Source organism: Pulveribacter suum (assembly GCF_003013695.1).
Taxonomy (GTDB): domain Bacteria; phylum Pseudomonadota; class Gammaproteobacteria; order Burkholderiales; family Burkholderiaceae_C; genus Melaminivora; species Melaminivora suum.
In genome coordinates, this window is record NZ_CP027792.1 from 3233570 (window position 1) to 3247261 (window position 13692).

The 13692-nt window shown below is 65.9% G+C and carries 13 protein-coding genes; 6 read left to right on the forward strand and 7 right to left on the reverse strand.

All coding sequences use genetic code 11. From position 1 onward, the window contains the following. Nucleotides 1-10 precede the first annotated feature (10 nt). The 3 genes from C7H73_RS14845 to C7H73_RS14855 are packed head-to-tail and all read left to right on the forward strand — an operon-like array spanning nucleotide 11 to nucleotide 2879. Complete coding sequence (locus C7H73_RS14845) at nucleotides 11-973, forward strand: glycosyltransferase family 2 protein (RefSeq protein WP_106847363.1); 963 nt, start codon at nucleotides 11-13, stop codon at nucleotides 971-973. Nucleotides 974-996: 23 nt separating this feature from the next. After that, the gene (locus tag C7H73_RS14850) at nucleotides 997-2088 is read left to right on the forward strand and encodes an acyltransferase family protein (RefSeq protein ID WP_157948359.1); all 1092 of its coding nucleotides are present in this window, start codon (nucleotides 997-999) and stop codon (nucleotides 2086-2088) included. Next, entirely contained in the window at nucleotides 2085-2879 is a 795-nt protein-coding gene (locus tag C7H73_RS14855; protein ID WP_106847365.1) for an HAD-IIB family hydrolase, read from the forward strand. The genes C7H73_RS14850 and C7H73_RS14855 overlap by 4 nt, the downstream gene beginning before the upstream one ends. A gap of 49 nt (nucleotides 2880-2928) precedes the next feature. On the opposite strand, the gene C7H73_RS14860 is transcribed toward C7H73_RS14855, so the two are convergent. The 6 genes from C7H73_RS14860 to C7H73_RS14885 form a co-directional block, all read right to left on the reverse strand. Further along, nucleotides 2929-3891 carry a tripartite tricarboxylate transporter substrate binding protein gene (locus C7H73_RS14860; protein WP_106847366.1) on the reverse strand — a complete coding sequence of 321 codons (963 nt, stop codon included), beginning with the start codon at nucleotides 3889-3891 and terminating at the stop codon, nucleotides 2929-2931. A gap of 249 nt (nucleotides 3892-4140) precedes the next feature. Continuing rightward, on the reverse strand, nucleotides 4141-4878 hold the full coding sequence (locus C7H73_RS14865) for an amino acid ABC transporter ATP-binding protein (protein ID WP_106847367.1): 738 nt from the start codon (nucleotides 4876-4878) through the stop codon (nucleotides 4141-4143). A 151-nt stretch (nucleotides 4879-5029) separates the two neighbouring features. Beyond that, a complete protein-coding gene (locus C7H73_RS14870; RefSeq protein WP_106847368.1) occupies nucleotides 5030-5704 on the reverse strand; it encodes an amino acid ABC transporter permease in 675 nt (224 codons plus the stop codon). 1 nt (nucleotide 5705) lies between these two features. Further along, a complete protein-coding gene (locus C7H73_RS14875) occupies nucleotides 5706-6458 on the reverse strand; it encodes an amino acid ABC transporter permease (RefSeq protein WP_106847369.1) in 753 nt (250 codons plus the stop codon). 121 nt (nucleotides 6459-6579) lie between these two features. Then, complete coding sequence (locus C7H73_RS14880) at nucleotides 6580-7479, reverse strand: amino acid ABC transporter substrate-binding protein (protein ID WP_106847370.1); 900 nt, start codon at nucleotides 7477-7479, stop codon at nucleotides 6580-6582. A 193-nt stretch (nucleotides 7480-7672) separates the two neighbouring features. Further along, a complete protein-coding gene (locus C7H73_RS14885; protein ID WP_193483930.1) occupies nucleotides 7673-8614 on the reverse strand; it encodes a LysR substrate-binding domain-containing protein in 942 nt (313 codons plus the stop codon). A gap of 212 nt (nucleotides 8615-8826) precedes the next feature. On the opposite strand from C7H73_RS14885, the gene C7H73_RS14890 reads away from it, so the two are divergent. From C7H73_RS14890 to C7H73_RS14900, 3 genes are read left to right on the forward strand one after another with little or no spacing between them, the layout of a single operon-like run. After that, the gene (locus C7H73_RS14890) at nucleotides 8827-9405 is read left to right on the forward strand and encodes a TRAP transporter small permease (RefSeq protein WP_106847372.1); all 579 of its coding nucleotides are present in this window, start codon (nucleotides 8827-8829) and stop codon (nucleotides 9403-9405) included. Then, a complete protein-coding gene (locus C7H73_RS14895) occupies nucleotides 9402-10700 on the forward strand; it encodes a TRAP transporter large permease (RefSeq protein ID WP_106847373.1) in 1299 nt (432 codons plus the stop codon). Before C7H73_RS14890 ends, C7H73_RS14895 begins: the two co-directional genes overlap by 4 nt. Nucleotides 10701-10749: 49 nt before the next feature. Then, nucleotides 10750-11793 carry a DctP family TRAP transporter solute-binding subunit gene (locus tag C7H73_RS14900; protein ID WP_106847707.1) on the forward strand — a complete coding sequence of 348 codons (1044 nt, stop codon included), beginning with the start codon at nucleotides 10750-10752 and terminating at the stop codon, nucleotides 11791-11793. Between the two features lie 57 nt (nucleotides 11794-11850). Here the strand turns inward: C7H73_RS14900 and C7H73_RS14905 are convergent, their stop codons facing one another. Continuing rightward, nucleotides 11851-13680: an ABCB family ABC transporter ATP-binding protein/permease gene (locus C7H73_RS14905; protein WP_106847374.1), complete on the reverse strand. Its 1830-nt coding sequence runs from the start codon at nucleotides 13678-13680 to the stop codon at nucleotides 11851-11853. Nucleotides 13681-13692 lie beyond the last annotated feature (12 nt).

The following is a 13692-nucleotide window of genomic DNA, read 5'->3' on the forward strand; positions in this document are numbered from 1 at the left end:
GGGCACTTCCATGCGCATTGCCGTTGCCATACCCTGCTACAAGGTCACCCAGCACGTACTGGGCGTGATTGAGGCCATCGGTCCCGAAGTGCACGCTATTTATGCAGTCGATGATGCCTGCCCCGTCGGCAGTGGTCGTTTCATAGAAGAAAACAACTGCGATCCACGCGTGCGCGTGCTTTACAACCCGGAAAATCGCGGTGTCGGCGGCGCCATCGTCACGGCTTACAAAGCAGCCCTGGCCGATGGCATGGATATCGTGGTCAAGATCGACGGCGACGGACAGATGGACCCAACGCTGCTACCCCTGTTCGTGCGCCCGCTGCTGCGCGGGCAGGCCGACTACACCAAGGGCAATCGCTTCTATCGGCCCGAATCGGTGCAGGGCATGCCGCCGGTGCGGCTGTTCGGCAATGCCGTGCTGTCGTTTTTGACCAAACTCAGCTGCGGCTACTGGAACGTGATGGATCCGACCAACGGCTATACAGCCGTGCGCACCTGCGTGCTGGCAGAGCTGCCTTTGGACAAGCTCGAGCGCCGCTACTTCTTCGAGACCGACATGCTGTTTCGTCTGAATACGGTACGCGCCGTGGTGCAGGATGTGCCCATGGATGCGATTTATGCGGACGAGGAATCGAACCTGAATGTGAGTCGCGTGCTACCCGAATTCCTGCGCAAACATCTGTCTCGGCTGGGACGGCGCTATGTCTACAACTACCTTGTGCGCGACTTCAACGTAGGCACGCTGTACAGCCTTTTCGCAGCCCTTTTGCTAATGGCAGGAGCTGTTTTTGGTGGCTGGCATTGGATCGTCAGCAACAGCACCAACCATCCCGCCACCAGCGGCACGGTCATGCTGGCAGCCCTACCTATCCTGATTGGCATCCAGTGCCTAATTGCATTCCTGCACTACGACGTCAGCAATGTGCCCAGCGAGCCCGTCAGCCTGTCGCTACAGGACCTGCCTTCCTGAATTCAGCAGGCACCGTGCATTCCTTGACCGAAAACACGCCTGCACCCGGCTGGCAGGCGCCCTTCGCCCAGCGCCCACATGCCAACCTGCAATGGGTCCAGGCATTGCGCGGCATTGCGGCATTGATGGTGCTGTTCTTTCATATGCATCCGCACTGGAACCTGGTTCCTGTCCTAGCACCAACGGCTGCAGTCACGCGCTGGGGGTTCTCAGGCGTGGACATCTTCTTTGCACTGAGCGGCTTTGTCGTGTATCGGTCGGCGCAGCGCTCCGTGGCCAACCACGGGGCAGGACCATTCCTGCGCCGGCGGCTCTTGCGCATCTACCTGGGCTATTGGCCGGTGTTGCTGCTGATCGCCGCGTTCACGCTCCTGGTGTATCAGGAAAAACTGCCTCCCGTCGGAAAGATGATCTTCAGCACCCTGTTGCTATACCCCAATATCTGGGACAACTGGCTGCCGCCGGCCTGGTCGCTCACCATGGAGATCTATTTCTACCTCTGGATCACCGCTATCGCACTGCTGCCCTGGCGCTGGCAGCCAAAGGCGATTGCAATCCTCATGGCCTTGCTGGCGGCGTGGGGTGCTGGCTGGCTGATATTCGACGCCGCGCGAGTATTTGAGGGCCGACAGCCGCTGCGTTACGGGCTTACCGGTCTGGGGTTGGAGTTTCTGGCTGGCGCCTTGCTGGCGCGCGCCTATGACAGGGGTGCAGCGTGGCTTTCCAACTCTGGGCTGACTGTGCCATTGTGTCTGTGTGCCATAGCGGCTGGCATTTCTCTGGGCAATCTTTCGCCTTATTTCGACCGTGTCGAGGTCATGCGAGCAGCCAGCTTTGGGGTGATGGGTGTGGCAGCGCTGACGCTGATCCTCGTCCTCGAGCATTCACGGTTTACGCCGCCACGCTGGCTCGTGCATATCGGAGACGCCTCCTTCAGCCTATACCTGCTGCACACCTTCCTGCTGGACGCCAGCGGCCGCCTTCGCATGGAGTGGCAGGTGTCCCAGCCCGGCGCACTGCTGTGCTTCATGCTGGCACTTCCCGTGGCCATCGTCATCCTTAGTCTGCTTTGGTACCGCTGGGTGGAAAAGCCCCTGATGAAAGTCTTTCTGTGATTCCCCTGCCCCACTGGCCCTCTGACTCCCGCAGCCGCATCACCGGCGTTTTCACCGACATCGACGACACCCTCACCACCGACGGCGCGATCACCCCCGACGCCCTGCAGGCCCTGGCCGACCTGAAGGCCGCCGGCTTGGCGCTGGTGGCCATTACCGGCCGGCCCGTGGGCTGGAGCGAGCCGTTTGCGCTGGCCTGGCCGCTGGACGCCATCGTGGCCGAGAACGGCGCCGTGGCGCTGCGCCGCAATGCCTCGGGCGGGCTGGACAAGCTCTACCAGCAGGACACGGCCACCCGCGCCGCCAACTACGCCCGCATGCAGCAGGTGCTGGCGCACATCGAGGCCACGATCCCCGGTGCGCGGCGCGCTACCGACTCGGCCGGGCGCGAGACCGACATCGCCATCGACCACAGCGAGTTCACGCAGCTGTCCGACGCGCAGATCGAAAAGGTAGTGCTGGCCATGCGCCACGAGGGCATGCACGCCACGGTGAGCAGCATCCACATCAACGGCTGGTACGGCGAGCACAACAAGCTGGAAGGCGCGCGCTGGATCGTGCGCGAGCTGTGGGGGCGCGACCTGGACGCCGAGCGCGCGCACTGGGTGTATGTGGGCGACTCGACCAACGACGCGCTGATGTTCGACGCCTTCGAGCACAGCGTGGGCGTGGCCAACGTCGCGCGGTTCGTGCCGCACCTGTCGCACCTGCCGCGCTATGTGACACAGGAAGAGCGCGGCGCGGGATTTGCCGAAGTGGCGCGCGCCGTTTTGAGCCAAAAGGGCCGCTAGCGCTTGTCGGATAAGCGCTGGCAGCTACATAAAGAGTAGCAAAGCGACATCACGAGCCGCGCCCCAGGCCGAGCTTCTCGACCAGCGCCTTCTCGCGCGCAAAGGTTTCCTGGGCAAAGCGCGCGTACTGCTCCGGCCCCATGTAGATGGGCAGCATGTCGTAGCGCGCCAGGGCGCTGCGGTAGCTCTCGTGGTCCATGGCCTCCTTGAAGGCTGCGTGCAGACGTTGCACCACCGCGTCGGGCGTGCCGCGCGGCGCGCCGAGGCCGAAGGGCGAGTTCTGCACCACATCCAGGCCCAGCTCGCGCAGCGTGGGCGCATCGGGAAACTTGGCCAGGCGCTCGGCGCCCCAGGTGTTGAGCACGCGCAGCTTGCCCGCCTCGACCTGCGGCGCGAAGCCCGTGGAGTCGGCTGCGGCCATCAGCTGGCCCGACAGAATCGCCTGCATCAGGTCGGCGCTGCCTTTGTAGGGCACGTGCAGCAACTCCATGCCCAGCTGCTGCGCCGCCAGCTCCATCGTCAGGTGCGGACTGGTGAGTGTGCCGGTGGAGCCGTAGCTGAGCTTGCCCGGGTTGGCCTTGGCCCAGGCGACGAAGTGCGACCAGGTCTTGAGCGGCGAGTCCGCGGGCACCACGACGCCGAAGGCATAGCCCGTCACGTTGATCACGTAGCGGATGTCCTTGACCGGGTCCCAGTTGATCTTGGTGGTGTAGGGCAGGCGAAACACCCCCAGCGGGATTTGCGCGACGGTGTAGCCATCGGGCGCGGCGCTTTGCAGCATCTGCGCGGGCAGCGTGCCGCCGGCGCCCGGCTTGTTTTCCACCACCACCGGTTGGCCGAGCACGCGGCCCGCCTGCTCGGCCAGCACGCGCATGGTGATGTCCGTCGGGCCGCCGGCAGGAAAGGCGACCAGCAGCCGGATGGGCTTGGACGGAAAGGCCTGGGCGTGGGCGGCAACGGCCGGGGCGGCCAGCACGGCCGCGCCCCACTGCATGAGTTGACGGCGCTGCATGAAGGATCTCCTGGTTGGGTGAGCGGATGCGCTGCGTATTGCAGCGGCTGGCAGCCCAACGGCGGCGCGTGGAAACCCTGATGCACTGTCGCGCAGGTGAAAGGCCCCTCGGCGTGGGCAATCTCCAAGGCTTCTAATGAAACAGGGCTGTAGCCCTTACCCAGCAAGCGCCAACAGCTATTAAATCAAGAGCAAAAAAGAAAAAAAGGCGCCCGGAGGCGCCTGTGGAGCTGCCGAAACGCCCGGCGCTCAGTGCTGCAGGATCTTGTCCAGAAAATCCTTGGTGCGCGGCTGGCGCGCCTCGGGATGGCCGAAGAAGTCCTCCTTGGTGCAGTCCTCCAGAATCTTGCCGCCCACGTCCATGAAGATGACGCGGTTGCCGACCTTGCGGGCAAAGCCCATCTCGTGGGTCACGCACATCATGGTCATGCCTTCGTGCGCCAGGCCGACCATCACGTCCAGCACCTCGCCCACCATCTCCGGGTCGAGCGCCGAGGTGGGCTCGTCGAACAGCATCACGATCGGGTCCATCGACAGCGCGCGGGCAATCGCCACGCGCTGCTGCTGCCCGCCCGAGAGCTGGCCGGGGAACTTGTCCTTGTGCGCCGTCAGGCCCACGCGCTCGAGCATCTTCAGCCCGCGCGCCTTGGCGTCGGTAGGGTTGCGGCCCAGCACCTTGATCTGCGCGATGGTCAGGTTCTCCGTCACCGACAGGTGCGGAAACAGCTCGAAGTGCTGGAACACCATGCCCACGCGCGAGCGCAGCCTGGGCAGGTGGGTCTTGGGGTCGTGGATGGCCGTGCCGTCCACCCAGATCTCGCCCTTCTGGATGGGCTCCAGCGCGTTGATGGTCTTGATGAGCGTGGACTTGCCCGAGCCCGACGGGCCGCAGACCACCACCACCTCGCCCTTCTGGATGTTGGTGGAGCAGTCGTTGAGCACCTGGAAGGTGCCATACCACTTGGAGACGTTTTTCAGTTCAATCATTTGGCTCACTTCTCTTTCTCCGTATCAGATGGCCGCCGGGCGGAGGCTGGGGCATGCGCCAGGCCAGGGCCACCGTGCAAGGGCCGCCCCGCAGCACCGGTGGCGTCCCCCCTTCAGGGGGGAAGGCGCGAAGCGACTCAGGGGGTTCACCCTATCTGATGATGGCAATCTTCTTGTGCAGGCGCTTGACCAGCCACGACAGCGCATAGCACAGCACGAAATAGACGACGGCGGCGGCCAGGTAGGCCTCGATGGGGCGGCCATAGTTCTTGCCCGCGATCTCAAAACCCTTGAGCATGTCGTAGGCGCCGATGGCATAGACCAGCGAGGTGTCCTGGAACAGGATGATGGTTTGCGTCAGCAGCACCGGCAGCATGTTGCGAAAGGCCTGGGGCAGCACCACCAGCTTCATGTTCTGGCCATAGGTCATGCCCAGCGCCTGTCCGGCAAAGACCTGTCCGCGCGAGATGGACTGGATGCCGGCGCGCATGATCTCCGAGAAATACGCCGCTTCGAACGCCACGAAGGTGATGATGGCCGAAGCCTCGGCGCCGATGGGCCGGCCGATGATCATGGGCACCAGCAGGAAGAACCACAGGATCACCATCACCAGCGGGATGGAGCGCATGCCGTTCACATAGATGGTGGCCGGCAGGTCCAGCCACTTCTTGCCCGACAGGCGCATCAGCGCCAGCACCGTGCCCAGCGCCACGCCGCCCAGGGTGGCGATCACGGTGAGCGTCACGCTGAAGTACAGGCCCTTGAGCACGAAGCTGGAAAACAGGTCCCAGGTGAAGAACGACCAGTCGATGTTCAGATTGACCATGTCAGTGCCCTCCCGCGCCGGCGGCGAGCAGGCCGGGCACGCGTGCGCGCTTCTCGATGAAGGCCATGACGCGGTTGATGGCAAAGGCCGAGATGACGTACAGGCCGGTGACGGCCAGATAGACCTCCACGCCGCGGGCGGTCTCCTCCTGCGCCTGCATGGCGAACATGGTCAGCTCGGCCACCGACACGGCGAACGCCACCGACGAGTTCTTGAACACGTTCATGGTCTCGCTGGTCAGCGGCGGGATGATGATGCGAAACGCCATGGGCAGCAGCACGTAGCGGTAGGTCTGGAAGGTGGAAAAACCCATGGCCATGCCAGCGTAGCGCTGCCCGCGCGGCAGTGCCTGAATGCCCGAGCGCACCTGCTCGGCGATGCGCGCCGACGTAAAGAAGCCCAAAGCGAAAACCACCAGCACGAAGCCCGGCAGCGACTTCATCGCCGGAAAGATGGCGGGCACGACGTGGTACCACACGAAGATGTGCACCAGCAGCGGGATGTTGCGAAACAGCTCCACCCAGGCGTTGCCCAGGCGCACGACCCAGGGCCGGCCCTCCAGCGTGCGCAGCGTGCCGACCAGCGCCCCCACCACCAGCGCAATGACCAGCGACAACAGCGATACGGACACCGTCCAGCCCCAGGCCGACAGCATCCAGTCCAGATAGGTCACGTCGCCGCCCTTGCCAAAGCAGCTCGCACCCACTTCCATGGTGATGGTGTCCTGGCAGAACACCTGCCATTCCCAGTTCATAGGAACACCCTTTCAGTTAACCAGTTCAGTCAGTTCGCCGGGCGCTGTGCCCGGCAACGAAAAACGCCCCTTTTTCCGGCCGCGCAGGCAGAAAAAAGGGGCGGCACGCGCTCAGGCGCGCTTACTTGACTTCGTAGGACTCCATGGGCTTGTCGTTGGGGTGAGCCCAGGCGTCCTTGGTGGCATCGGACAGCGGCAGGCCGATCTTCACGTTGGCCGGGGGGATGGGCTGCATGAACCACTTGTCATACAGCTTGGCCAGCGAACCGTCGGCGATCTGGCGCTTGATGGAGTCGTCCACGGCCTTCTTGAAGGCCGGGTCGTCCTTGCGCAGCATGCAGGCGATGGGCTCCACCGACAGCACTTCGCCCACGATCTTGTAGTCCTGCGGGGCCTTGGACTTGGAGATGTTGGCCGCCAGGATGGAGCCGTCCATGATGAAGGCGTCGGCGCGGCCCGTCTCCAGCATCAGGAAGCTGTCGGCGTGGTCCTTGCCCATGACTTCCTTGAAAGTGAGGCCATCGGCGCGCTTGTTCTTGCGCAGCGTCTGCACCGACGTCGTGCCGGTGGTGGTGACGATGGTCTTGCCGTTCAAGTCCTTGATGCCGGTGATGCCGGACTGGGCGTTCACGGCAATGCGCACTTCTTCCACGTAGGTGGTCACGGCGAAGGCCACTTCCTTCTGGCGTGCCGCGCTGTTGGTGGTGGAGCCGCACTCCAGATCCACCGTGCCGTTGGTCACCAGCGGGATACGGTTTTGCGAGGTCACGGGCTGGTACTTCACGTCCAGCTTGGCCAGGCCCAGCTGCTTTTGGATGTCGTCGGCGATGCGCTCGCTCATCTCGGTGTGAAAGCCCACGTACTTGCCGTTGCCCAGCGTATAGCCCAGGCCGGAAGACTCGCGCACGCCCAGGGTGAGGGCGCCCGAAGACTTGATCTTGGCCAGCGTGTCGCCGGCCTGCGCCAGGGCGCTGCCTGCGGCCAGGAGGGTGATGGCCGCAGCCAGCAAATGCTTTTTCATGGATATCTCCTTGTGGGTATGACGTGAAGCGAAAACGATTGGATGCGCCAGCGATGAGCCAGCGACACAGGCCCGCGGATGGCGGGCCGGCCAGCATCCGGTCAAGCGCGTATTGTGCGCCCTTGAGCTGGCGCAAGGGATGCTGGAATCTACGGTGTTTCCTTAAGGGACAGCGCGGCGTTTTGGAGGCAGCTCACACGGCCGCGTGGCTGCCGTGGGTGACCAGGTAGTCCCACAGCGACTGCGCCAGGCCCTTGCTCGCGTCCTTGCGCGACGGCTTTTCGCGGTAGGCACGCACGTCCATCACCATCTGCAGCTCCTGCTGCATGGCCGGCGGCGCGGCGCTCACCAGCTTGCGCGCGCGCAACTCCTTCTTGACGGCGCTGTAGGGCAAAAAGGCCACGCCATGGCCCTCCATCGCCATGGCCTTCAGGCCCTCGGCCATGTCGGTCTCATAGACCCGGTCCAGGTGGATGGGCGTGGTGGCCTGCTTGAGGATCAGCTCCGTCACCCGCCCCAGATAGGCGCCGGGCGCATAGCCCAGGTAGGGCAGCGGCTCGCCGGCCTGCCCAGGCAGGCTGTACAGCGGCTGGCCCTCGGCGCCGGGGCGGGCATAGGGCGCCAGCGACTCCTGGCCCAGCGTCACCATCTCATAGCGCTCCGGGTCGAGCTGGAAGGGCTGCGAGGCGTGGTGGTAGGCGATCAGCACGTCGCAGCCGCCCTCCACCAGGCGCATCACGGCGTCATGCACGTTCAACGCGATCAGGCGGCTCTTGAGCGGGCCGAAGTTCTCGCGCAGGCTGGACACCCAGGCCGGAAAGAACGTGAAGGCCAGCGTGTGCGGCACGGCGAACTCGATCATGTCGCTGCTGGTGCTGGAGTGCGCGCGCATCACCGCACGGGTGTTTTGCAGCGCCTGCAGCACCTCCAGCGCCTGGTCATACAGCGTAAGGCCGGCCGGCGTGAGGCTGGTGGGGTAGGAGCTGCGGTCCACCAGGTCGGTGCCGGCCCAGGCCTCCAGGGCCTGGATGCGGCGCGAAAACGCCGGCTGCGTCACGTGCCGCAGCTGCGCGGAGCGGCTGAAGCTGCGCGTCTCGGCCAGGCTGACGAAGTCTTCGAGCCATTTGGTTTCCATGGCGCGCATTATCGGGCCGGCCTCCGCGCGCCCCGCTGCCTTGTCCCGTTGGGGAACACCCTGCGCCGGTGCAGGACGCATTTGATTGCAAAATAGGCCGGCCAGGCGCCACCTCTGCCTCGGCACGCCGTCCAGGGCCTGCGGTGCACGACACCGGCGGGCTGAAGCGACCCTCGTTTGCCGTATGTCCGACTTCCCGCCTGCGCCTCCCCATGCCTTCCCATCCCCCCACCGGGTCGCCCGAACAGGGCCCCGACCGCCGCGCCGCGCCCGCCACTGACGACGCTCCCCGCTTCCTGCGCCTGGAGGACTGGCTCACGGTCGCTGCCATGGCGCTGCTGGCGCTGATCACGTTCGCCAACGTGATCGTGCGCTACTTCTCCAATTCCTCCTTCGCCTGGACGGAGGAGCTGTCCATCTTCCTGATGATCGTGCTGGCCCTGGTGGGCGGCGCCTCGGCGGTGGCGCGCGACCAGCACATCCGCATCGAGTTCTTCTGCGCGGCCGGCTCCGCCGCGCGCCGCCGGCGCCTGGCGCAGCTGGGCGCGCTGCTGGTGGCGCTGCTGTTCGCCCTGATCGCGGTCCTCTCCGTGCGTGTGGTCTGGGACGACTACCGCTTCGAGGAGACGTCCCCCGGTATCGGCGTGCCGCAATGGTGGTACTCCGTCTGGCTGCCCATCCTGTCGCTGCTGATCGCCGCGCGGGCCGTGGGCCTGCTGGTGCGCCGCACGCGCCAAAGCGATGCGCGGTACCTGGCTGCCGACGCCCGCGAGGAAGGGCCTCGGCCATGATCGCCACGCTGCTGTTCGTTGCCTTCCTGGCGCTGATGTTTTTGGGTGTGCCCATTGGCGCGGCGCTGGGCCTGGCGGGGGCCGCGGCCATTGCGCTGGCCAACGCCGAGACGCAGTGGTTCGGCCTCTTGGCCGTGCCGCAGAACTTCTACGCCGGCCTGGGCAAGTACCCGCTGCTGGCCATTCCGATGTTCGTGCTGGTGGGCTCGATCTTCGATCGCTCGGGCGTGGCGCTGCGGCTGGTGAACTTTGCCATCTCCATCGTCGGGCGCGGGCCCGGCATGCTGCCGCTGGTGGCCATCTGCGTGGCCATGTTCATGGGCGGCATCTCCGGCTCGGGGCCGGCCACGGCCGCCGCCGTGGGCGGGGTGATGATCGCCGCCATGAGCCGTGCCGGCTACCCGGCCGCGTTCTCGGCCAGCGTGGTGGCGGGCGCCGCGGCCACCGACATCCTCATCCCGCCTTCGGTGGCCTTCATCGTCTATTCGGTGCTGGTGCCCGGCGCTTCGGTACCGGCGCTGTTCGCCGCCGGCATGTTCCCCGGCGTGCTGGCGGGGCTGGCGCTGATCGTGCCGGCCGTGTGGCTGGCGCGGCGCCACCAGATGGGCCAGCTGGAAGCCGCCCTGTCCCGCCCGCCGTTCTGGCGGAGCCTGAAGGACGCTGCCTGGGGCCTGGCCGCGCCGGTGCTCATCCTGGGCGGCATGCGCATGGGCTGGTTCACCCCCACGGAGGCGGCCGTGGTGGCCGTGTTCTACGGCCTGTTCGTGGGCATGGTGGTGCACCGCACTATTCGGCTGCGCGACCTGTTTCCCATCCTGCGCGAAGCGGGCGAGCTGTCGGCGGTGATCCTGGTGGTGGTCTCGCTGGCGGGCATCTTCGCGTTCTCGCTGTCCACGCTGGGCGTGATCGACCCGGTCACGCGGGCCATCGTTGCCTCGGGCCTGGGCGAGCGCGGCGTGCTGGCGCTGATCATCGTGCTGCTGCTGGTGCTGGGCATGTTCCTGGACGGCATCTCCATCATGCTGATCTTCGTGCCGCTGATGGCGCCCATCATGGCGCACTACCAGTGGGACGTGGTCTGGTTCGGCGTGGTGCTGGTGCTGACCATTGCCATCGGCCAGTTCACCCCGCCCATGGCCGTGAACCTGATGGTGGCGGCAAAAATAGCCCAGGTGCGCATGGAGGCCACCACGCGCTGGGTCATCTGGCTGGTGCTGGCCATGTGCGTGGCCATGCTGGCCGTGGTGGTGTGGCCGCAGATCGCGCTGTGGCTGCCGCAGCGGCTGGGCTACTGATGCTGGCTTTCCCGTTTTGTTCGTTGACCCCAAGAAGGAGACCTTTCCCATGAAACTGCGCACGTTCCTTACCGCCACGGCCGCCGCGAGCGCGTTGCTCACCCTGGGCCTGCCCGCCGCGCACGCCCAGGCGCCCGCCGGCTACAAGAGCGAATACCGCATGTCGCTGGTGCTGGGCACGGCCTTCCCCTGGGGCAAGGGCGGCGAGATCTGGGCCAGCAAGGTGCGCGAGAAGACCAGTGGCCGCATCAACATCAAGCTGTACCCCGGCGTGTCACTGATCCAGGGCGATCAGACGCGCGAGTTCTCGGCGCTGCGCCAGGGTGTGATCGACATGGCCATCGGCTCCACCATCAACTGGTCGCCGCAAGTGAAGGCATTGAACCTGTTCTCGCTGCCCTTCCTGTTCCCCGACTACGCCGCGGTGGACGCGGTGACGCAGGGCGAAGTGGGCAAGAGCATCTTCCAGACGCTGGAGAAAGCCGGCGTGGTGCCCCTGGCCTGGGGCGAGAACGGCTACCGCGAGATCAGCAACTCCAAGCACCCCATCAAGAGCCCCGCCGACCTGAAGGGCCTGAAGATCCGCGTGGTGGGCTCGCCGCTGTTCCTGGACACCTTCACCGCCCTGGGCGCCAACCCCACGCAGATGAGCTGGGCCGATGCGCAGCCGGCCATGGCCAGCGGCGCCGTGGATGGCCAGGAAAACCCCGTGTCCGTCTATACCGCCGCCAAGCTGCACACGGTGGCGCAGAAGTACGTGACCATGTGGGGCTACATCAACGACCCGCTGGTCTTCGTCGTCAACAAGGAAGTGTGGAACAGCTGGACTCCCGCTGACCGCGAAGCTGTGCGCCAGGCCGCCATCGAGGCCGGCAAGGAAGAGATCGCCATCGCCCGCAAGGGCATGGTCGAGCCAGGCAAGCCGCTGCTCAAGGACCTGGCCGCCAACGGCGTGCAGGTGACCGAGCTGAGCGCCGCCGAGCGCGATGCCTTTGCCAAGGCCACCCGCCCGGTGTTCGACAAGTGGAAGGGCCAGATCGGCGCGAACCTGGTGGACGCGGCCGAGAAGGCCATTGCCGCCCGCAAGCAGTAATCTTGCTATAAAACTGAGAGCTGCCAGCGCCCGCCAGACGGGCGCTGGCAGCTTTTTTCATGCCGAATTCGGCACCTCGCTGCGGTGCTGCAGCGCCCACATCTGCGCATAGCGCCCGCCTGCGGCCAGCAGCTGGCTGTGCGTGCCGCGCTCGACGATGCGGCCCGCGTCCATGACCAGGATCTGGTGCGCGTCCACCACGGTGGACAGGCGGTGGGCGATCACCAGGGTGGTCTTGCCCTGCGCCACGGCGCGCAGCTCGGCCTGGATGGCACGCTCGTTGGCCGAATCCAGCGCGCTGGTGGCCTCGTCGAATATCAGCAGGGGCGGGTTCTTCAGCAGCGTGCGGGCAATCGCCACGCGCTGCTTCTCGCCGCCCGACAGTTTCAGGCCCCGCTCGCCCACCATGGTCTCGTAGCCCCGGGGCTGGGCGGCGATGAAGTCATGGATGCGCGCCGCGCGCGCGGCCTGCTCCACCTCCTGCTGCGTCGCATCGGTCTGGCCGTAGGCGATGTTGTAGGCCACCGTGTCGTTGAACAGCACGGTGTCCTGCGGCACGATGCCGATGGCGCGGCGCAGCGACTGCTGCGTCACGCCCCGGATGTCCTGGCCGGCGATGACGATGCGCCCCTGCTGGATGTCATAGAAGCGAAACAGCAGCCGGCTGAGCGTGCTCTTGCCCGCGCCGGACGGCCCGACCACGGCCACCGTCTGCCCGGCCGGGATCTCAAAGCTCACGCCCTGCAGGATGGGCCGCGCCGGCTCGTAGGCAAAGTGCACGTCCTCGAAACGCACGGCCGGTGGACCCGACAGCGCCAGCGGCGCAGCACCCGGCGCGTCGGCCACCTCCTGGTGGCGGTCCATCAGCGTGAACATCTTGTCCAGGTCGGTCAGGTTCTGCTTGATCTCGCGATAGACCACGCCCAGGAAGTTCAGCGGGATGTAGATCTGGATCATGAAGGCGTTGACCATGACCAGGTCGCCCAGCGTCATGCGCCCGGCGGCCACGCCCTCGGTGGCGCGCCACAGCATGGCCACCAGGCCCGCGGCGATGATCACCTGCTGGCCGGTGTTGAGCAGGGAAAGCGTGCTGCGGCTTTTCAGCTGCGCCAGGCGCAGCTGCTCCAGGCTTTCGTCATAGCGGCGCGCCTCGAAGCTCTCGTTGTTGAAGTACTTGACGGTCTCGTAGTTCAAGAGCGAATCGATGGCCTTGCTGTGCGCGGCCGAGTCGAACTGGTTGGCCTGGCGGCGAAACTGGATGCGCCACTCCGTCACCCAGACCGTCCAGCCGATGTACAGCACCAGCGCGGCCAGCGTGATGCCGGCAAACCACGCATCGAAGCGCGTGGCCAGCACGGTGAGCACCAAGAGCACTTCCACCAGCGTGGCGGCGATGTTGAACAGCGCAAACGACACCAGCGACTCGATGCCGCGCACGCCGCGCTCGATGTCGCGCGTCATGCCGCCGGTCTGGCGCTCCAGGTGAAAGCGCAGGGAGAGGGCATGCAGGTGCTCGAACGTCTTGAGCGCGATGGAACGCGCCGCCCCGTGCGTGGCCTTGGCAAAGACCAGCTCGCGCAGCTCGTTGAACAGCGAATTGCCCAGGCGCAGCAGGCCGTAGGCCGCCACCAGGCCGACGGGCACCACCAGCAGCGCGGCACTGCTGCCCAGCGGCACCGTCATGGCGTCGATCAGCTCCTTCAGCAGCAGCGGCACACCCACATTGGCCACCTTGGCCGCCACCATGAAGGCGACGGCAGCCGCCACGCGCCACTTGTATTGCCACAGGTAGGGCAGCAGGCGCGCGAGCGTCGCCCAGTCGGTACGGGAGGCGGCCGGATCGGCGGCGGCAGGAGGAGAAGCGGAATCGGGGCCGAAGCGGCGCATGGGCTGAGCGAA